General features: G+C 68.8%; 14 protein-coding genes and 4 pseudogenes. 14 read left to right on the forward strand and 4 right to left on the reverse strand.

Going from position 1 to position 19,542, the window contains the following annotated elements:
• Window positions 1–6: 6 nt before the first annotated feature.
• Window positions 7–1,422 carry an MFS transporter gene (locus QUE33_RS07840; RefSeq protein ID WP_286302937.1) on the reverse strand — a complete coding sequence of 472 codons (1,416 nt, stop codon included), beginning with the start codon at window positions 1,420–1,422 and terminating at the stop codon, window positions 7–9.
• Window positions 1,423–1,548: 126 nt separating this feature from the next.
• Between QUE33_RS07840 and QUE33_RS07845 the strand changes: the two genes are divergently transcribed.
• From QUE33_RS07845 to QUE33_RS07895, 10 genes and pseudogenes are all read left to right on the forward strand, one after another.
• Window positions 1,549–3,027, forward strand: coding sequence for a fumarylacetoacetate hydrolase family protein (locus tag QUE33_RS07845; protein WP_286302939.1), 1,479 nt, complete (start codon window positions 1,549–1,551; stop codon window positions 3,025–3,027).
• A complete protein-coding gene (locus QUE33_RS07850; RefSeq protein ID WP_286302941.1) occupies window positions 3,024–3,704 on the forward strand; it encodes a GntR family transcriptional regulator in 681 nt (226 codons plus the stop codon). The genes QUE33_RS07845 and QUE33_RS07850 overlap by 4 nt, the downstream gene beginning before the upstream one ends.
• Window positions 3,704–5,224, forward strand: a complete 1,521-nt coding sequence (hpaE, locus tag QUE33_RS07855; protein ID WP_286303111.1) for a 5-carboxymethyl-2-hydroxymuconate semialdehyde dehydrogenase — start codon at window positions 3,704–3,706, stop codon at window positions 5,222–5,224. The genes QUE33_RS07850 and hpaE overlap by 1 nt, the downstream gene beginning before the upstream one ends.
• A gap of 36 nt (window positions 5,225–5,260) precedes the next feature.
• Complete coding sequence (hpaD, locus tag QUE33_RS07860) at window positions 5,261–6,424, forward strand: 3,4-dihydroxyphenylacetate 2,3-dioxygenase (protein ID WP_286302943.1); 1,164 nt, start codon at window positions 5,261–5,263, stop codon at window positions 6,422–6,424.
• 95 nt (window positions 6,425–6,519) lie between these two features.
• On the forward strand, window positions 6,520–7,305 hold the full coding sequence (locus QUE33_RS07865; protein WP_286302944.1) for a fumarylacetoacetate hydrolase family protein: 786 nt from the start codon (window positions 6,520–6,522) through the stop codon (window positions 7,303–7,305).
• Window positions 7,290–8,093, forward strand: coding sequence for an HpcH/HpaI aldolase family protein (locus QUE33_RS07870; protein ID WP_286302946.1), 804 nt, complete (start codon window positions 7,290–7,292; stop codon window positions 8,091–8,093). Before QUE33_RS07865 ends, QUE33_RS07870 begins: the two co-directional genes overlap by 16 nt.
• 148 nt (window positions 8,094–8,241) lie before the next feature.
• Window positions 8,242–8,960 (forward strand): annotated as a pseudogene (locus QUE33_RS07880) (DUF6882 domain-containing protein).
• A 158-nt stretch (window positions 8,961–9,118) separates the two neighbouring features.
• Window positions 9,119–9,532: a hypothetical protein gene (locus QUE33_RS07885; RefSeq protein ID WP_286302951.1), complete on the forward strand. Its 414-nt coding sequence runs from the start codon at window positions 9,119–9,121 to the stop codon at window positions 9,530–9,532.
• Window positions 9,533–9,561: 29 nt separating this feature from the next.
• Window positions 9,562–10,089, forward strand: coding sequence for a hypothetical protein (locus QUE33_RS07890; protein ID WP_286302952.1), 528 nt, complete (start codon window positions 9,562–9,564; stop codon window positions 10,087–10,089).
• 99 nt (window positions 10,090–10,188) lie between these two features.
• On the forward strand, window positions 10,189–11,382 hold the full coding sequence (locus tag QUE33_RS07895) for a glycoside hydrolase family 43 protein (protein WP_286302953.1): 1,194 nt from the start codon (window positions 10,189–10,191) through the stop codon (window positions 11,380–11,382).
• A gap of 194 nt (window positions 11,383–11,576) precedes the next feature.
• Here the strand turns inward: QUE33_RS07895 and QUE33_RS16395 are convergent.
• From QUE33_RS16395 to QUE33_RS07905, 3 genes and pseudogenes are all read right to left on the reverse strand, one after another.
• A pseudogene (locus tag QUE33_RS16395) lies at window positions 11,577–12,797 on the reverse strand (MGH1-like glycoside hydrolase domain-containing protein); the annotation flags it as partial.
• 21 nt (window positions 12,798–12,818) lie between these two features.
• Entirely contained in the window at window positions 12,819–14,126 is a 1,308-nt protein-coding gene (locus QUE33_RS07900; RefSeq protein ID WP_286302954.1) for an ABC transporter substrate-binding protein, read from the reverse strand.
• 173 nt (window positions 14,127–14,299) lie between these two features.
• Window positions 14,300–15,327, reverse strand: a pseudogene (locus QUE33_RS07905) (LacI family DNA-binding transcriptional regulator).
• Window positions 15,328–15,495: 168 nt separating this feature from the next.
• On the opposite strand from QUE33_RS07905, the gene QUE33_RS07910 reads away from it, so the two are divergent.
• The 4 genes and pseudogenes from QUE33_RS07910 to QUE33_RS07925 form a co-directional block, all read left to right on the forward strand.
• Window positions 15,496–16,437, forward strand: coding sequence for a carbohydrate ABC transporter permease (locus tag QUE33_RS07910; protein ID WP_286302955.1), 942 nt, complete (start codon window positions 15,496–15,498; stop codon window positions 16,435–16,437).
• Window positions 16,438–16,469: 32 nt separating this feature from the next.
• The gene (locus QUE33_RS07915) at window positions 16,470–17,324 is read left to right on the forward strand and encodes a carbohydrate ABC transporter permease (RefSeq protein ID WP_286302956.1); all 855 of its coding nucleotides are present in this window, start codon (window positions 16,470–16,472) and stop codon (window positions 17,322–17,324) included.
• A 16-nt stretch (window positions 17,325–17,340) separates the two neighbouring features.
• Complete coding sequence (locus QUE33_RS07920; RefSeq protein ID WP_286302957.1) at window positions 17,341–18,687, forward strand: Gfo/Idh/MocA family protein; 1,347 nt, start codon at window positions 17,341–17,343, stop codon at window positions 18,685–18,687.
• A pseudogene (locus QUE33_RS07925) lies at window positions 18,687–19,379 on the forward strand (NAD-dependent epimerase/dehydratase family protein); the annotation flags it as partial. The gene QUE33_RS07920 and the pseudogene QUE33_RS07925, both read left to right, overlap by 1 nt.
• Window positions 19,380–19,542: the final 163 nt, after the last annotated feature.

The following is a 19,542-nucleotide window of genomic DNA, read 5'->3' on the forward strand; positions in this document are numbered from 1 at the left end:
ATTCTCCTAGGCCTTCGACGCCCCGTGGATCGGACTCTTCGCCTGCTCCTCCTCGTGCTCGGGCCCCAGTGGAATGCCGGTGCGATCGCGCAGCAGCAGCGTGGCGATCAGACCGATCACGGTCATGCCGGCCAGATACCAGGTGATCCCCGTCGTCGACCGGGTCGACTGGAAGATCGCCTGCGCGATCATCGGCGAGAATGCGCCACCCACGATGGCTCCGATGGCGTACGAGATCGAGACTCCCGAGAAGCGGATGGATGCCGGGAACAACTCTGCGTACAGCGCGGCCTGCGGCCCGTAAGTGAACCCGAGACCGATCGTGAGGATCACCAGCGCCGCGGTCAGCGACGCGAGGGTTCCGAGGTTGGTCAGGAAGAACAGCAGGAACACGCCCACCAGCTGCAGCACCCAGCCGATGATGTACGTCGTGCGCCGACCGAGCTTGTCGGAGATCCACCCGCCGAACCAGGTGAAGAACAGCCAGGTCACGCCCGAGAGCGCCACCACCCAGAACACCGCCCCGGTGTCGAGTGCGATCGGCCCCTTCGGGTCGGTGGCGTAGTGCTGCACGTAACCGCCGGTGGTCATGTAGCCGACAGCGTTGTTGCCGGCGAACACGAGCGCCGCCACGATCACCAGCGGCAGGTGGTGACGCAGCAGCTGCACGATCGGCATCCGCGTCTCCTTCTTGCGCTCGGCGATCTCGGTGAACACCGGACTCTCAGACACGCGCCGGCGCACCCAGTAGCCGACGACGATCAGCACCACCGACAGCAGGAACGGGATGCGCCAGCCCCACTGCCCGAACGGCGTGTCGGCCAGGGCGACGTCGGAGCCGGGCTTCGGCCCGGGGAAGATCATCTCGGTCAGCGCGAGCACCATGGATGCCAGCAGCAGGCCGATCGGCACGCCGATCTGCGGGGATGCCCCGAACAGTCCGCGCTTGTGCTTGGGGGCGTGCTCCACGGCCATCAGCACCGCGCCGCCCCATTCGCCGCCGGCCGAGATGCCCTGGATGACGCGCAGCAGGATCAGCAGGATGGGGGCCCAGACGCCGAGGAGCGCATGCGTGGGCAGCACGCCGACCAGCGTGGTCGCCGCGCCCATCAGCAGCAGGGTGATCACGAGCATCGGGCGTCGCCCGATCTTGTCGCCGAAGTGGCCGGCGAGGAAGGCGCCCAGCGGGCGGAACAGGAAGCTCACCCCGACGCTGAAGAACGACACGATCTGTGCGAACTCCTCGCCCATCGGCTCGAAGAACAGCGCGGCGAACACCGTCGCCGCAGCGAACGCGTAGATGAAGAAGTCGTACCACTCCACCGTGGTGCCGACAACGGTGGCGATGACGACGCGGCGGCGATCCGCCGGCTTTGCAATGGTTCCGGTGGGTGTGAACCCATCGTGTGTCTGCCCGCTCATGTCTCTCTCCTTCGAGGTGACCGATCTGCGTGGTCGGCGTCTCTTGCACGTCGACGAGGTGATGATATACGATTTCAAATACAACGCACAAGGGCATGCCGGTGCGCAATGCGAGGAGGCGCTTCAATGACGACGATCACCCGCCCAGGCAAGATCATCGCGATCCACCTGAACTACCTCTCGCGCGCCGAGCAGCGCGGACGCCGCCCCTCGGCCCCCTCCTACTTCTTCAAGCCGGCCAGCTCCGTCGGCGTCAGCGGCGGCACCGTCGAGCGCCCGGCCGGAACCGAGCTGCTCGCCTTCGAGGGCGAGATCGCACTGATCATCGGCACGAGCGCCCGTCGAGTCTCCACAGCGGATGCGTGGTCGCATGTGGCGTCGATCACGGCAGCCAACGACCTCGGCCTGTACGACCTGCGCGCCAACGACAAGGGCTCGAACGTGCGCTCCAAGGGCGGCGACGGCTACACGCCGCTCGGCCCGGAGCTGATCGACGCGGCATCCATCGACCCCGCCGGGCTGCGCGTGCGCGCCTGGGTCAACGGCGAGCTGCGCCAGGACGACAACACGACCGGCCTGCTGTTCCCCCTCCCCCAGGTGATCGCCGACCTCTCCCAACACTTCACGCTCGAGCCGGGGGACGTGATCCTGGCCGGCACGCCCGCCGGGTCGTCGGTGATCGTGCCCGGCGACGTCGTGGAGATCGAGGTGGACGCCCCGGATGCCGAGGGTGCCCCATCATCGGGCCGCCTGGTCACCACGGTGACCCAGGGCGAGATCCCCTTCGACGAGTCACTCGGGTCGCTCCCCGCTGTGGACGACCTGCAGCGTGCGGAGGCCTGGGGATCACGGGAGGCGGCCGGCCTGCCCGCCGAGGACGAGACCACGGCATCCGCCCTCTTCCCCACGCTGCGCGCCAAGCTCGAGGCCGCGCCCACCGCCGGGCTGTCCAGCCAGCTGCGCAAGCGCGGCCTGCACGCCTGCTTCATCGACGGCGTCTCGGCCAACATCGCCGGCACCAAGATCGTCGGCACGGCCAGGACGCTGCGCTTCATCCCCGTCCGCGAGGACCTCTTCGCCGGCCACGGCGGCGGCTACAACGCGCAGAAGCGCGTCTTCGACGCCGTCGAAGAGGGTGAGATCATCGTCATCGAGGCGCGCGGAGACGCCGGCACCGGCACGCTCGGCGACATCCTCGCGCTGCGGGCGAAGACCCGCGGAGCCGCCGGCATCGTCACCGACGGCGGCGTGCGCGACTTCGACGCGGTCGCCGAGATCGGGCTGCCGGTGTTCTCGAAGGGCGCACACCCCTCCGTGCTGGGACGGCGGCACGTGCCGTGGGAGTTCGACGTCACGATCGGCTGCGGCGGAGCCGCCGTGCAGCCCGGCGACGTGATCGTCGGCGACGGCGACGGCGTGATCGTCATCCCCGCCGGCATCGCCGAAGAGGTCGCCGACGCGGCCCTGGCGCAGGAGGATCAGGATGCCTGGATCGCCGAGCAGGTGGCTGCCGGGCATCCGATCGACGGCCTGTTCCCCATGAACGCCGAGTGGCGAGCGAAGTTCGACGCGCAGCATTCTGCGAAGCAGGGCGGTCAGCCATGACCACCGTGATCCACACCGGCAGCAAGTCCGAGCAGGCCTACGACTGGATCCGCACGCACATCACCTCGCACACCTTCGGGCCCGGCTACCGACTGGTGCTCGGCACGATCGCCGACGAACTCGACATGAGCGTCGTCCCGGTGCGCGAGGCCATCCGACGTCTCGAGGCGGAAGGGCTGGTGACGTTCGAGCGCAACGTCGGCGCCCGTGTGTCTCTGGTGGACGAGAGCGAATATGCGAACACCATGCAGACGCTTGGGCTGGTCGAGGGCCTGGCCACCGCGCTGTCGGCTCCGCTGCTGGATGCCGAGACCCTCGCCCGCGCCGAGCAGGTCAACGACCGGATGAGGCAGCTGCTCGGGCACTTCGACGCGCACATGTTCACGAAGCTGAACCAGGACTTCCACTCGCTGCTCTACGAGACGTGCCCGAATCCACACGTCCTCGACCTGGTGCACCGCGGGTGGGCGCGGCTCTCCGGCATCCGCGATACCAGCTTCGCGTTCGTCCCCGGGCGTGCACACCATTCCGTCGAAGAGCACGCCCAGATCCTCGAGCTGATCCACAACGGTGCAGAGCCCCTTCAGATCGAGCTCGCCGCACGACACCACCGCTGGCGCACCATGGACGCATTCCTGGCTGCGCGGCATTCGCACACCAGTGAAGAAGGACGATGATGACCGACGTGTACATCCCGGCGGATCTGCCGGAGAGCATCCAGCACTACATCGACGGCGAGTTCGTCGATTCCGCCGACGGCGGTACCTTCGAGGTGCTCAACCCCGTCACCAACGAGACCTACGTGCGCGCCGCGGCCGGCAAGCAGGCCGACATCGACCGCGCGGTCGCCGCCGCCCGCCGTGCGTTCACCGAGGGCCCGTGGCCACGGATGCTGCCGCGCGAGCGCTCGCGGGTGCTGCACCGCATCGCCGACATCGTCGAGTCGCGCGACGCGCGCCTGGCGGAGCTGGAATCCTTCGACTCCGGCCTGCCGATCACCCAGGCGCTCGGCCAGGCGCGCCGCGCCGCCGAGAACTTCCGCTTCTTCGCCGACCTGATCGTCGCCCAGGCCGATGACGCCTTCAAGGTGCCCGGCAGGCAGCTCAACTACGTCAACCGCAAGCCGATCGGCGTCGCCGGGCTCATCACGCCCTGGAACACGCCGTTCATGCTGGAGTCCTGGAAGCTCGGCCCGGCTCTGGCCACGGGCAACACCGTCGTGCTCAAGCCCGCCGAGTTCACTCCCCTGTCGGCATCGCTGTGGGCCGGGATCTTCGAGGAGGCGGGGCTGCCCAAGGGCGTGTTCAACCTCGTCAACGGGCTCGGCGAAGAGGCCGGAGACGCCCTGGTGAAGCATCCGGACGTCCCCCTGATCTCGTTCACCGGCGAGAGCAGCACCGGGCAGCTGATCTTCGCCAACGCCGCCCCGTTCCTGAAGGGACTGTCGATGGAGCTGGGCGGCAAGAGCCCGGCTGTGGTGTTCGCCGACGCCGATCTGGAGACGGCGATCGATGCCTGCATCTTCGGGGTGTTCTCTCTGAACGGCGAGCGCTGCACGGCAGGATCGCGTGTGCTCGTGCAGCGGGAGATCTACGACGAGTTCGTCGAGCGCTTCGCCGCGCAGACCGCGCGGGTCAAGGTCGGGCACCCCCACGACCCCACCACCGAGGTCGGGGCCCTCGTGCATCCGGAGCACTACGAGAAGGTGATGAGCTACGTCGAGCTCGGCAGGAGCGAGGGCCGGCTGATCGCCGGCGGCGGACGCCCCGAGGGCTTCCCGACCGGCAACTACGTCGCACCGACCGCGTTCGCCGACGTGTCGCCGGATGCCCGCATCTTCCAGGAGGAGATCTTCGGCCCGGTCGTCGCGATCACCCCGTTCGACACCGAGGAGGAGGCGCTGGCCCTGGCGAACAACACCAGGTACGGCCTGGCCGCCTACATCTGGACCAACGACCTCAAGCGCGCACACAACTTCGCCCAGTCGGTCGAGGCGGGCATGGTGTGGCTGAACTCGAACAACGTGCGCGACCTGCGCACGCCGTTCGGCGGAGTGAAGGCCTCCGGTCTCGGACATGAGGGCGGTTACCGCTCGATCGACTTCTACACCGACCAGCAGAGTGTGCACATCACCCTCGGCGAGCCGCACAACCCCGCGTTCGGCAAGCAGAACCTCGACGACCCCGACCCGCGCTGACCCACCCCGCTTCTCGCACAAGGCAAGGACGCTGACATGACCCACCGCGATGAAATGACCCTCACCTCCTCCGGCTTCTACGTGAGCCAGGAGGCGCCGATCCGCTCGGACAACCCGATCGCCGCCCCGCAGGCGTCCCCGCCCGACATCCTGCGCTGCGCGTACATGGAGCTGGTCGTCACCGACCTTGCGGCATCCCGGGAGTTCTACGTCGACATCCTGGGCCTGTACGTGACCGAGGAGGACGACCAGGCGATCTACCTGCGCTCGACCGAGGAGTTCATCCACCACAACCTCGTCCTGCGCAAGGGCCCGGTCGCCGCGGTCGCCGCGTTCTCGTACCGGGTGCGCTCCGCAGAGGATCTGGACAAGGCTGTGGCCTTCTACACCGAGCTCGGCTGCGATGTGCGACGCAACCCCGACGGCTTCGTCAAGGGCATCGGCGACTCGGTGCGCGTAGTCGACCCGCTCGGCTTCCCGTACGAGTTCTTCTTCGCCACCACGCACGTCGAGCGCCTGTCGTGGCGCTACGACCTGCACACGCCGGGCGAGCTGGTGCGGCTGGATCACTTCAACCAGGTGACCCCCGACGTGCCGCGCGCGGTGAACTTCATGCAGACCCTCGGGTTCCGTGTGACCGAGGACATCCAGGACGAGGGTGGCACCGTGTACGCCGCCTGGATGCGCCGCAAGCCGACCGTGCACGACACCGCCATGACCGGCGGCGACGGACCGCGCATGCATCACGTCGCGTTCGCGACGCACGAGAAGCACAACATCCTCGCGATCTGCGACATCCTGGGTGCGCGGCGGCACTCGGATGCCATCGAGCGCGGACCGGGCCGGCATGGCGTCAGCAACGCGTTCTACCTCTATCTGCGCGACCCCGACGGGCACCGGGTGGAGATCTACACGCAGGACTACTACACCGGCGACCCCGACAACCCGGTGATCACCTGGGATGTGCACGACAACCAGCGCCGCGACTGGTGGGGTAACCCGGTGGTGCCCAGCTGGTACACGGACGCCTCGCTCGTGCTCGATCTGGACGGCAACCCGCAGCCGGTGCACGCGCGCACGGATGCCAGCGAGATGGCCGTCACGATCGGCGCCGACGGGTTCAGCTACACCCGGCCCCTCGACGAGACCCCGATGCCGGAGTGGAAGCAGGGCGAATACAAGCTGGGCCACCAGCTGTGACCCCGACAGCCCGTCTATTTGTGCGTAACGCGCGCTTTCGAGGCGTTTTCCATGCATTCGACACAAATAGACGGGCTTGGAACGAGGACTGACGGATGCTTACATCTGAGACCATCGCGGCGCTCGCCGCCGAGCTCGCCGAGGCCGAGCGCACCCGCAGCGTGATCCCGCGCATCACCGCGCGGTATCCGGATGCCACCGTCGAGGACTCGTACGCGATACAGGGCGTGTGGCGCGACTCGCAGCTCGCCGCCGGCCGCACGCTGGTCGGCCGCAAGATCGGCCTGACCTCGAAGGCCATGCAGCAGGCGACCGGGATCACCGAGCCCGACTACGGCGTCATGTTCGACGACACCGTGCACCACTCGGGCGCCGAGATCCCGTACGACCACTTCTCGAACGTGCGTATCGAGGTCGAGCTGGCGTTCGTGCTCGCCCGGCCTCTGGAAGGTCCGGACTGCACCCTCGACGATGCGCTCGCGGCGATCGACTACGCGGTGCCGGCACTGGAGGTGCTCAACTCGCACATCGAGCTGGAGGGGCGCACCATCGTCGACACGATCAGCGACAACGCCGCCTACGGAGCGATGGTGCTCGGAGATGTGCGCAGACGCCCCGACGAGATCGATCTGCGCTGGGTGCCCGGCGTGCTCAGCCGCAACGGCCAGATCGAGGAGACCGGGGTGGCGGCCGGCGTGCTCGGTCACCCCGCCACCGGCGTGGCCTGGCTGGCGAACAAGTTCCACCAGCATGGTGCGCGTCTGGAGGCGGGCGAGATCATCCTGGCAGGATCATTCACACGGCCCATGTGGGTCGAGCGCGGCGATACCGTGCTGTGCGACTACCGCGAGATGGGAACCATCGAATGCCGCTTCGTCTAGCCAAGCCATTCCGTGCGCGCCTCGCTGAGAGCGATCGTCCGCTGATCGGGATGTGGGTCTGCTCCGGCAGCCCCACGATCTGCGAGATCGCCGCCGGTTCGGGCGTGGACTGGCTGCTGATCGACATGGAGCATTCCGCGAACTCACTGGAGAGCGTGCTCTCCCAGCTGCAGGTCGCGGCCGCATACCCGGTCACTCCGGTCGTCCGCGTGCCGTGGAACGATGCCGTCGCGATCAAGCAGGTGCTCGATCTGGGCGCGCAGAACATCATCGTGCCGATGGTCTCGTCGGCCGATGAGGCTCGCGCCGCGGTCGCCGCCACTCGCTACCCGCCGCAGGGCGTGCGTGGGGTCGGCAGCGCGCTGTCCCGCAGCGCACGCTGGAATCGGATCGACGGCTACCTGGAGAACGCCACTTCGCTCGTGTCGCTCACGGTGCAGATCGAGACCATCGCGGGCGTCGCCGCCGCCGCCGAGATCGCTGCGGTCGACGGGGTGGATGCCGTGTTCGTGGGCCCCTCCGATCTGTCGGCGTCGATGGGCCTGCTCGGGCAGCAGACCCATCCGGACGTGGTCGCGGCCGTGCACAGCGTGTTCGACGCCGCGCACGCTGCCGGATCGCACGTCGGTGTGAACGCTTTCGCTCCCGACGCCGCGGACGCTTACGTCGAGGTGGGTGCCGATTTCGTGGCGGTCGGCGCCGACGTGGCGATGCTGGCGCGAGCATCCGAGGCGCTGGCATCGCGGTTCATCCCGTCGGCCTCCGACGAGCAGCGCGCCAGCTACTGACGCGCTCCCCGTTTCGAATCGCAGATCGCGATATCCGATGGCGATTTCGAGGGATGTGCGCGATTCGAGATGTGCCCCGCACCGCAAACCATCCGAGTTCATAGCCGGCACCGGGGAACCGCACAGCGTCCCGGGCCAGACTGGATCCATGACTTTCGAGACGCTGCGGGCCCTCGCCGGCCGAGCCGCCCTGTTCACCGCACTCCGCCAGGACCAGCTGCGATCTGCGACCGACGCGCTCGGCGACCATCGCTGGGATGCGGATCTGGCAGCGGGCACCTTCACCTTCGCGTCTACCGCAGACCCGCAGCGCACCCTCACCGCCACACCGCATCTGCTCGCCTCGATCGCTCCCGGCCCTCGCTCGCTGATGTGGTCGTGGGCGCTGCCGCAGGGGATCGCACCGGCGTCACCGAGCGCCTGCGCGCCTATGGCGAGGAGCACGGCATCGCGGAGCTGACGCAGGGCGAGGTCGCTTTCCCCGATGACACCGGCGACGACATCCACGCCTGGATCGCAGATCTCGCGCACGTGATCGGCGGCGCCGCCACCGAGATCACCGGCCTCTCGCCGTACTACTCCGCTCCGACGGACGGGGCCCGAGCCGTGCTGCTGCTGGATGCGCCGATGGACCCGCTGACGGTCGCCTCGGCGGTCACGGCGCTCCCGGGCATCCTCTCCGAGCTGACGCTCAGCGACGCGCGCGCATCGGTATGGGACCTCGGCCGGCTGGCCGGCTGGCACCTGGAGTGGGCCGACGGAGACTTCGCGACGGCGGTCGTGACGGATGCCAGTGGCTCGGCGACCTTCCGCTTCGACGAGTACGCGCGCATCACCGGCATCGAAAGCACGCTCACCGGAGCCTGATCCTCGCCCCTGCTGGGCTGCGCCGCCCTGCTCAGTTACGTGAATGAGCAGGGGCGGCGCAGCTGAACAGGGACGGCGGGAAAAGAGACCGGCGGACGGGGCACACAGACGAGAGGCACACGATTCCGTGAAAGCGGTTTCTCAGCTAGTCTGAATGCATGCCCGTCATCACCGCCGATCGACCTCACAAGCACGAGCGTCTCGTCCGGATCCTCGATGAGCTCGACGCGGAGAGCATCCTGCTCACCCGCCCAGAGAACCTCGCCTGGTACTTCGACGGCGCCCGCACCCAGGTGCCGATCGGCGGCGCTCCCGTCTGCTCTGCACTCGTGCACCGCGACGGATCCGCCGTCGTCACCGCCCCTGAGAACGAGGCCGACCGGCTCGCCGCCGAAGAGGTCGCCGGCGCCGAGTTCCGTCGTGTGCCCTGGTACGAGTCGTTCGCCGAGGCGCCCCGCGGCGTGCCGACGGACGCGGATGCCGTGAGCGCGCTGCGCGCCGCCCGCGCCCCCTGCTGCCGGTCGAGCGCGAGAGGTACGCCGAACTCGGACGCGACGCCGCCATCGCCGTGACGGAAGTCCTGCGGGAGGCCCGGCCGACGATGACCGAGTTCGGCCTGGCCGCCGATCTCGCCCAGGCGGTGCACGGCATCGGCGCCACGCCCTCTGTCGTGCTCGTCGCCGGCGCCGAACGCGGCGGGGTGCAGCATCCGATCCCCACATCCGCTCCCCTGGGCCGCCGTGCGCTGGCTGTGGTCACGGCGGTACGGCACGGCCTGCACGTCAGCTTCAGCCGCTGGGTGCGCTTCGCCGGCACAGAGCCGTCAGCGGTCGAGACGCTGCGCGAGGTCGAGGCCGAGGTCTTCGCCGCCACCCGCCCTGGCCGTGCGCTCAGCGCCGTCGTCGCCAACATCGCCACAGCCTACGAACGACACGGTCTGGGCTCCCTGAGCATCCTGCCTGGCTCGCGCACCACCAGGGCGGCCCGACCGGCTATCTGGGTCGCGACCCCAAGGCGAACCCGCACAGCGCCGATCTCGTCGCCGCCGGCGGCGCGTTCGCGTGGAATCCGTGGGTGCCACACGCGAAGCTCGAGGACACCGTCATCGTCGACGAGGCCGGCCCACTGATCCTGACGACCGATCCCGCCTGGCCGACCACGACGGTGCGCGGCATCCCACGACCGCTGACGCTCGATCTCACCTGACCCGACTCCACTGGAGGCTCTCATGCATCTCGACGACATCCACATCCGCGACCCCTTCGTGCTCGACTCGCCGGAGTCGGAGCACCGTTACTGGCTGTTCGGCAGCACGGACGACAACATCTGGTCGGGTCCCGCCACCGGCTTCGACACCTACTGGAGCGACGACCTCGAGAACTGGACCGGACCCATCGCCGCGTTCCGGCCCTCCGACGACTTCTGGTCGCACACCCAGTACTGGGCGCCGGAGGTGCACATCCACAACGGCGCGTTCCACATGTTCGCCACCTTCACCGCCGAGGGGCGACGGCGCGGCACGCAGGTGCTGCGCGCCGACCGCCCGGAGGGCCCCTACCTGCCGTGGTCGGATGGCCCGGTCACCCCGCACGACTGGGAGTGTCTGGACGGCACGCTGCACGTCGAGGACGGCACGCCCTACCTCGTCTTCTGCCACGAATGGAAGGACGTCGGCGACGGCGAGATCCACGTGCTCGAGCTGTCGCCCGACCTGCGCCGCGCCGTCGGCCAGCCCCGGATGCTCTTCCGCGCGTCGTCGGCGCCGTGGACGCTCAGCATCCCCCGCCCCGAGTTCCCGGAGGTGTTCGTCACCGACGGGCCGTCGATGCATCGCGCGGCCGACGGCCGGCTGTTCATGCTCTGGTCGAGCTGGGGCGACGGCGGTTACGCGGTGGGGGTGGCGACCTCGGCGACCGGCTCGGTGCAGGGACCGTGGACGCAGTCCGAGCAGCCGCTGTGGCCCACCGACGGCGGACACGGGATGATCTTCGCGGATGCCGAGGGGCAGCTGTTCCTCACCCTGCATACGCCCAATCGCACGCCCGACGAGCGGGCCGCGTTCTTCCCGCTGGTCGAGACTGCGGAAGGGCTGCGGCTGCGAGAGAACCCTCAGAAGACCGGTGAGACGAACGGGCGCGCTTCGCGCACGCCGATCGCGCCGCCGGAGAGGGTGATGCGCTCGTTCGGCGCGACCCGCAGCGGCACGACAGCGGATGCTCCCGCCCGCGCACCCGCGATCATGAGCTCCCCCTCGACGGGCTGCGCCGCGAGGCCGATCACCGCGATCACGCCGCCGGCGGCATCCGTCTGCACGCGCCAGCCGCGGGGGAACGAGAAGGCGAGCTCTCCGTCGCGATGCACCTCGACGAGCTCGTCGTCGGCGACGAGTTCCCAGTCCGCTCCGCCGATCGTGCGGGCGTAGGCGATCGCCTCGGCAGCGGCGCCGTGCTCGAGGCGCGTGGGCGTCAGACCCGAGAACCAGACGGTGCCGTCGTGGTGGGGAAGGATGCCGGAGTGCCGCTCGAGAGCGTCGAGGAACCAGAGGATCGACGGCGAGTACACCTCGGTGAACCCCGCCGCCCCCGACCACGGGTCCAGGCACTGCGGGAAGGCGTCGGCGACGGCGAGCGCGGCCAGCGTCGGCTGCGCCGTCAGCGCGAGCTCGGCGACGTGACCGTGCTGCTCGAAGGCGTCGGGGGCGCGCAGCTGGGCGAGGAAGTTCACCGGGCCCGCCCAGGAGTTGCGGGAGGCGTCGTGGTCGAAGCGCGGGTCGTCCATGGCGATCGTGGTGAAGCCGTAATGGGCGAGGAACTTCCCGGTGTGCATGAGGTACCGGCGCAGGCTTGCGGCGAAGAAGTCCGCGTCGCCGACCTCGCAGGCCAGCACGCGCAGCAGCACATCCGAGGCGATGCGCACCGGACGACCCGATCGGTCGCGGTCGTAGAAAAGTGCGTCCTCGTCGTGGAAGCACTGCGTGTACAGCGCGTCGAGGGATCGCTGCGCGGCATCGCGCCAGGGCCGCGGATCCTCGCCGAGCGCCTCGGCGATGACGGCGAGATACGAGCGCTGACAGGCGACGTTCGCGGTGAGATCGGGGGCGATGTAGGGCATCGTGGCCGAGCCGGGGTCGATCTGCCGCGCATCGGCCCGGAACGCGCGATCGGGGGCGAACCAGAACCGCGGCGACAGGTCGTGACCGGTGTCGAAGGTGCAGAACGCCTCGACCCCGCCGCTGCCGCGGGTGTCGCGATACCGTGCGAGCCAGGCGTCGTAGCGCACCATGGCGTCGTACATCCGCCGCAGCAGTGCGTCATCGCCGGTGCGCTGGTGGTGCCGCCACACGACGCGCGCGAGCGGTGTCACGATCTGGATCTGGCTGAATCCCGGCCCGTCCGGAGTGACCTTGTACGGCAGCATGCCGTCTTCGCGCTGCAGCTGGGCGAACTGCCGGAGCGTGTCTGCGGCGATGTCGGGCGCGAAGCGGGCGAGCACGTCGGTGTTGATGGTGCCGGTGCTCTCCAGCCAGCATCCGTCGTAGACGCCGCCCTCGTTGAGCACCGCGGCGTCGGCGATGGGCCGGATGCACTGCGCCAGCTCGGTGAGGGCCCGGTGCCAGCGGGTCTCCAGCGGTCCGCCGACGGCGGCGAAGGCGATCCCGGATGCCGTGATCTGCTCTCCGAACGGCGTCCCGGCAATGCCGGCACGAGCCGCTGTTGGGCCCTGTCCCGCTCTCCGGCGTGCCTCAGCGCGAGCAGTCTCGGTCATGGTTCTCCTTGCGGCAGGGCAAAGACTCGACGGATGCGGACGATGGTGGTGCGGACTGATCCGCACCACCATCGGCTCACGCCAGGATAGGCGTCACTTCAGTGCGGCGCCCAGCTCGTCGACCAAGCGCTGGCCGGCCTCGGCGGGTGTCGCCTTGCCGAACAGCACATCGGACTCCATACGCTGGGACAGCTCGTTGAGGATCGCACCACCGGCGGGCTGCGGCGGAGCGACGACACCGCTGTCGAGCACCACGTTCACGTAGTCGGCCGCGATCTGGCTCGCGCCCTCCAGCTTCGGGGCGACGACGGCGAGCGTGTCGGGGTTGAACGGCACGCCACGCGTGTCGAGGATCAGCTCGGCGGCGGCAGGCTCGTTGAGGAACCAGTCCACCAGCAGCGCAGCGGCGGCCGGATGCTTGGTCGCGGCGTTGATCGACCAGAACGCCGACGGCAGCAGTGCCACTCCGGAGCTGTCGGTCGACGTCGGTGGCAGCAGCATCTTCACATCGCCCGCACCGGCGTACACGCTCATCAGGTTGCTGTAGCCGAAGGTGACGCCGGCCTGCCCCAGCGTGAACGGCTGCTGGTCGGGCGGGAGCTGCCAGTTCGAGGTCACCACCGACGGATCGGGAAGGCCTCCGCCGTCCTGCAGCGCGGTCTCGATCTCGTACCAGCCGGCGATGTCGTCGGCGTCCACGTCGAGCTGACCGTCCCAGTCGTACATCCCCAGCTCGCTGACCTGCCCGGCGTAGGTTCCCAGGATGTCCTGGACCCGCAGATCGATTCCATAGACGGGCTGCCCATTGTCGTTGGTCAGACCGGCGCTGCCGATCTTGTTCGCCGCGGTGATCAGGTCGTCCCAGTTCCAGTCGTCACCGGGCAACTCCACACCCGCGTCGGCGAAGATGTCGGCGTTGATGAACGCCGCGGTGGCGTTGCCGCCGGTGGGCAGGCCGTACAACTTGCCGTCGACGGTGGCGTTGGTCAGCGAGAAGTCCGGGTACTTCGACACGTCGAGCTGGTCGGAGACAGTGCCCAGATCCAGCAGCGCACCGAGCCCGCCGTACTCCAGTGGCTTCGCGCCGCCGAGAGCGAAGACGTCCGGGGCGGTGTCGCCGCCGCCGGCGAAGTCGGTGGCCAGGCGGTTGAACAGATCATCGGGCGAACCCACCGGGGTCTCCACGACGGTGATGTTCGGATGCTCGTCTTCGAACAGGTCGATGACGTCGGCGAACAGTGCGGCTCGCGCGTCGTCACCCCACCAGGAGATTTCGAGCTGGATGGGCTCATCCGGGTCGACCTCGCCTGCCGGCTCGGCATTGCCGGAGCAGCTGGTGAGTACGAGGAGTGCGGCGACTGCAGCGCCTGCAGCCGCGTACGAACGGGTTATACGCCTCATTGCGCCTCTTTCGGGTCGGGGCCGCCTGGCGGCCTGCTGCGTGCGGAGAAACCGCTTTCACGCTGAAGTTAGCAAACCGTCAGACCTCTGTCAACGGATTAGACGGGGCTGACAACAAAATTGAGACGAAGCGAGCGCGTCCGCTGCGGTGGTGACGATGAGCGCCGAAGCGGTCAGGACGCCCCGGCCTCAGCGGCGGCGACACGCACCGGTCCGGACGAGGCACGCACCTCCAGGCGCGGCTGGAACACCACGTCGTGGCCGGGCTGCTCGCCGCTCATCAGGGCGCGCATCCGCCGCCAGGCGAGCACGCCCAGCTCGGAGTGCGAGACGGATGCCGTGGTCAACGCCGGCGCCACATATTGCGCCAGCGGGATATCGTCGAAGCCGGTCACCGAGATGTCCTCCGGCACGCTGACGCCGAGTTCGCGCAGCCCCCGACGAGGCCGACGGCGACCAGATCGTTGAAGGCGAGGGCGGCGCTGACGCCGCTGTCGAACACGGCGGCGGCAGCGCGCCGCCCGTCCTCGGAGCCCGCACCGGCGGCGATGCGCACGACTCGGGAGTCCGGATGCTCACGCAGGAAGTCCTCGAGGCCCTGCTCCCGGCGCGCGTTGGACATGCTGCGCTCGGGGCCGTACACGTAGGCGAGCGAACGGTGCCCGAGCGCGTGCAGGTGCGCGGCGAGAGCAAAGATCCCGGCGCGGTAGTCGATCGCCAGCGAGGGCGCCGGAACGGTCGGTGAGGTGCGGTTGATCAGCACCAGGGGCTGCAGCTGGCCCGCGAGCGCGGTGAGCTGCTCGTCGGGCATGCGGGGCGCGCACAGCACGATGGCATCCGTGCGCCGACGGATCTCCACCGACAGCGGCCCCTCGTCATCCGGCGACTCCGCGGAGTCGGCGACGAGCACGCGATAGCCGTCGGCCGCCGCCGTCTTGCTGAGCCCGGCCAGCACCGACTGGAATGCCGGGTTGGCCAGGTCGGGCACGACGAAGGCGACGACCTGCGTGCGCCCGAGGGCGAGGCTGCGGGCGAGCGGGCTGGGCGCATAGGCCAGCGTGCGTGCCGAGGCCTGCACGCGCTCGGCCACCTCGGGCTCGCCGCTGAAGCGGCCGTTCATCACCCGCGACACCGTTGCCGGCGACACCCCGGCATGGCGCGCCACATCGGCGATCGTGACATTGCCCCGCTGTGCCGTCATCGTCACCTCTCCTGCCACCGGAAATCACCGGACTCGTCACACCATACCGGCGCGGGCTTGACGAATCGGCTCGAACGCGCCATTATCGACACGTTCGTGAAACCGCTTTCTCGATGAGATGCCCACTTCGGGCCCATGAGGACGCATCCGTATCGACGAGGAGGTCAGGTGAGCAGTCTCGGGGAACTCCGCACCATCGCACGATCCCGGCGAGGCACCGCCCTGCGCGTCCGGGAGAAATACCCCGACAACAAGGCCGCCCTGGTCTTCCTCCTGCCCTGGATGATCGGGCTGCTGGGTCTGACCATCGGCCCGATCTTCGCATCGCTGTACCTGTCGTTCACCGACTACAACCTGCTGCAGCCGCCGGTGTGGTCGGGGCTGGACAACATCGTCGAGATGTTCGGCGACGCGCGCTTCTGGAACTCGTTCCGCGTCACCGTCGTCTATGTGCTCGTCGGCGTGCCGCTGCAGCTCGCCCTCGCCCTCGCCCTGGCGATGCTGCTCGACAAGGGCATGCGGGGGCTGCCGTTCTACCGGTCGGTCTTCTATCTGCCCTCGCTCATGGGCGGCTCGGTCGCCGTGGCCATCCTGTGGCGCCAGGTGTTCGGCAAGGAGGGTCTGGTCAACGGCTTCCTCGCCTGGTTCGGCATCGACGGCCCCGGCTGGATCGGTCACCCCGACTTCGCCCTGGGCACGCTCATCGTGCTGAACATCTGGACCTTCGGCTCCCCGATGGTGATCTTCCTCGCCGGGCTCCGCCAGATCCCCGAGATGTACTACGAGGCCGCATCGATGGACGGTGCGGGCCGCGTCCGTCAGTTCTTCTCCATCACCTTCCCGCTGCTGACCCCGGTGATCTTCTTCAACCTCGTGCTACAGATCATCTTCTCCTTCCAGGCGTTCACGCAGGCGTACGTCGTCTCCGGCGGCACCGGAGGTCCGAGCGACTCGACGATGTTCTTCACACTGCTGCTCTACAAAGAGGCCTTCACCGAGCTCGACATGGGGTACGCCTCGGCGATGTCGTGGTTCCTGCTCGTGGTGATCGCCGCATTCACCGCCTTCAATTTCTGGCTCTCGAAGTATTGGGTGTTCTATGACGACTGAAACCGAGACCCTGCTGCGTCCGGGGGGCGCCGTTGACGCGTCGCCGCGCCGGCACCGCCATCCCGCGCCTACGCTCGCTGGGCAAGCACGCTCTGCTGATCCTGTTCAGCGTGATCATGATCTATCCGCTGATCTGGCTGCTGGTGTCCAGCCTCAAGCCGAACGCCGACATCTTCCGCGACCTCAGCATCTTCACCACCGACCTCACCGTCGACAACTACGTCAACGGCTGGAACGATCTCCAGCATCCGTTCGGGCTGTTCCTGCTGAACTCGACGATCATCGCGTTCGGTGCGATCATCGGCAACCTGCTCTCCTGCTCGATGGCGGCTTACGCGTTCGCACGCCTGAAGTTCCGCTTCCGCACGCTCGCCTTCACGCTCATGCTCGGCTCGATCATGCTGCCGTTCCAGGTCATCCTGGTGCCGCAGTTCATCATCTACAAGGAGCTGGGCTGGCTGAACACCTTTCTGCCGCTGATCGCGCCGAAGTTCCTCGCCACCGAGGCGTTCTTCGTCTTCCTCATGGTGCAGTTCATCCGCGGTCTACCCAAGGAGCTGTTCGAGGCGGCGCGGATCGACGGCGCCGGGCACTTCCGCAGCTACTTCCAGATCACCCTGCCGCTGATCATCCCCTCCCTCGCCACCACGGCGATCTTCACGTTCATCTGGAGCTGGGGAGACTTCTTCGGGCCGCTGATCTACCTGCGCCTGCCGCAGCTGTTCCCGGCATCGCTCGCCCTGAAGGGATTCCTGGACGCGCAGTCCAGCTCCAACTACGGCTCGATGTTCGCCATGAGCGTCGTCTCGCTCATCCCCCTGTTCCTGGTCTTCCTGTTCGGGCAGCGGTTCCTCATCAAGGGCGCCGCGACCTCCGGCATCAAGTGATCGAAGGGATCACCGCATGACCCGTCTCCGCTACGCCCTCATCGGCACCGGCTCCCGCGCCCAGATGTACCTCGGCGCGATCGCGTCGACGCACTCCGACGTCGCCGAGCTCGTCGCGTGGAGCGACACCAACCCCGGGCGGCTGGACTTCTCGCTGCAGCGGAACCCCGGCCTGGGCGAACCGGCACGGTTCGCCGTGTCCGCGCTGGCCGACGCCGTGCGCGAGCACCGCGTGGATCGGGTGATCATCACCTCTCCCGATTTCACGCACGCCGATCACATCGTCACCGCGCTGGATGCCGGCGCCGACGTCGTCGTCGAGAAGCCGCTCACGATCGATGAGACCGGCATCCGCCGCATCGCGGATGCCGCCCGGCGCACCGGGCGCGAGGTGACGATCACCTTCAACTACCGCTACGCACCGCGCAACAGCACGCTGAAGCAGGTGATCGATTCCGGCGAGATCGGCGAGGTGACCAGCGTGCACTTCGAGTGGGTGCTCGACACCGCCCACGGCGCCGACTACTTCCGGCGCTGGCATCGGCAGAAGGAGCTCTCCGGCGGGCTGCTCGTGCACAAGGCCAGCCATCACTTCGACCTGGTGAACTGGTGGATCTCCGATGTGCCCGTGCGGGTCTTCGCCTCGGGCGGGCTGCGATTCTACGGCGCCGAGAATGCCGCGCGCCGGAATCTCGGGCCTCGCCCCGAACGCGGCACCACCGACTCGCCGCTGCGCGACCGGTTCAGTCTCGACCTGCGCACCGACCCGACCTGGACCGGCCTGTACCTCGAGCAGGAGCAGTACGACGGCTACCTGCGCGATCGCGACGTCTTCGACGAGGGCATCACCATCGAGGACAATCTCGCCCTGATCGTCGACTACGCCGGCGGCAGCACGATGTCGTACTCGCTCAACGCTCATTCCCCCTGGGAGGGCTACACGATCTCGGTCAACGGCACGCGTGGGCGCGCCGAGCTGACCGTGGTCGAGCGCGGCGCCGTGCTCGTGGACGAGCAGGGCCGCACCGTCGTGGATCCCAGCGCCCGCCCCGACCTGGTGCACGACGACGAGACCCGTCCCGTGGCCGAGCGTGTGCTCGTGCAGCCGCACTTCGGCGTCGCCCGAGAGGTGCCGATCCCCGCCGGCGAGGGCGGGCACGGCGGCGGTGACGACGCTCTGCTGCGCGATGTCTTCCTGGGCGCCCAGCCCGACCCGCTCGGACGCACCGCCGACTGGACCGACGGGGTGCGCAGCGTCGTCGTCGGCCTCGCCGGCAACCGCTCTCTCGTCGAGCAGCGGCCGGTGCGCATCTCCGACCTCGAACTCGGTCCCGCCGGTGCGGCGATCGCGGGGGCCCGCTGATGAGAGTCGACGATCCGGCCGCCGCGGCGGCTTCCTCCGGCATCCGCTCGGGCGCGACGGTCGTCGTCACCGGCGGGGCGGGGCGGCTGGGCCGCAGCGTCGTACATGCTCTGGCGGATGCCGGGTACGAGGTGGTCTCGATCGATCGGGTACATCTGGAGGGGCTTCCCGCACGCCAGTTCGACATCGACCTTCTCGACGCCCCCACTGCTCGTGCGGCGTTCACGGAGATCGCACCGGATGCCGTGGTGCACCTGGCCGGGATCGCCGTGCCCGATGCACTGCCCGACGCGCAGGTGTTCGACGTGAACACCCGGCTGGCGTGGAGCGTGCTCGAAGCCAGCGTCGCCTGCTCGGCGCGCGCCCTGCTGACCGCATCCAGCCCCACCGTGATCGGCTACGGAGCACCCGGCGGCTGGCAGCCGGCATACCTGCCGCTCGATGAGCAGCATCCGCTCGCCCCCTGGAACGGCTACGCGGTCGGCAAGGTGGCGATCGAGGAGATCATCCGGATGGCTGTGCGTCGCCACGGCGAGCGCATGCGGTTCGGGCTGTTCCGCCCGTGCTACGTCATTGCGCCAGAGGAATGGGCCGGCGCCGCCACCCAGCAGGGGCACACCATCGCCGAGCGCCTGGCGGATCCGTCACTGTCGGCGGTGGCGCTGTTCAACTACGTCGATGCCCGCGATGCCGGCGACTTCGTGCGCACCTGGCTGGAGCGGTCGGCGTCGGTGCCGAACGGCGAGGTGTTCTTCGTCACCGCTCCCGATGCGCTCGTGCACGGGCGGACGGCGGACTCCTCGCGGCCCTCGTGCCGGGCACGGCCGATGCCTCCGGCGCGATCCCGGGCACCGA

Origin of the sequence: Microbacterium suwonense (assembly GCF_030296555.1) — a bacterium.
Classification (GTDB): Bacteria; Actinomycetota; Actinomycetes; order Actinomycetales; family Microbacteriaceae; genus Microbacterium; species Microbacterium suwonense.

What these genes read in the sequence shown, in the direction of transcription:
- QUE33_RS07840 (WP_286302937.1), bottom strand. Translation starts at nt 1,422, where the DNA reads ATGAGCGGGCAGACACACGATGGGTTCACACCCACCGGAACCATTGCA.
- QUE33_RS07845 (WP_286302939.1), top strand. Translation starts at nt 1,549, where the DNA reads ATGACGACGATCACCCGCCCAGGCAAGATCATCGCGATCCACCTGAAC.
- QUE33_RS07850 (WP_286302941.1), top strand. Translation starts at nt 3,024, where the DNA reads ATGACCACCGTGATCCACACCGGCAGCAAGTCCGAGCAGGCCTACGAC.
- hpaE (WP_286303111.1), top strand. Translation starts at nt 3,704, where the DNA reads ATGACCGACGTGTACATCCCGGCGGATCTGCCGGAGAGCATCCAGCAC.
- hpaD (WP_286302943.1), top strand. Translation starts at nt 5,261, where the DNA reads ATGACCCACCGCGATGAAATGACCCTCACCTCCTCCGGCTTCTACGTG.
- QUE33_RS07865 (WP_286302944.1), top strand. Translation starts at nt 6,520, where the DNA reads ATGCTTACATCTGAGACCATCGCGGCGCTCGCCGCCGAGCTCGCCGAG.
- QUE33_RS07870 (WP_286302946.1), top strand. Translation starts at nt 7,290, where the DNA reads ATGCCGCTTCGTCTAGCCAAGCCATTCCGTGCGCGCCTCGCTGAGAGC.
- QUE33_RS07885 (WP_286302951.1), top strand. Translation starts at nt 9,119, where the DNA reads ATGCCCGTCATCACCGCCGATCGACCTCACAAGCACGAGCGTCTCGTC.
- QUE33_RS07890 (WP_286302952.1), top strand. Translation starts at nt 9,562, where the DNA reads ATGACCGAGTTCGGCCTGGCCGCCGATCTCGCCCAGGCGGTGCACGGC.
- QUE33_RS07895 (WP_286302953.1), top strand. Translation starts at nt 10,189, where the DNA reads ATGCATCTCGACGACATCCACATCCGCGACCCCTTCGTGCTCGACTCG.
- QUE33_RS07900 (WP_286302954.1), bottom strand. Translation starts at nt 14,126, where the DNA reads ATGAGGCGTATAACCCGTTCGTACGCGGCTGCAGGCGCTGCAGTCGCC.
- QUE33_RS07920 (WP_286302957.1), top strand. Translation starts at nt 17,341, where the DNA reads ATGACCCGTCTCCGCTACGCCCTCATCGGCACCGGCTCCCGCGCCCAG.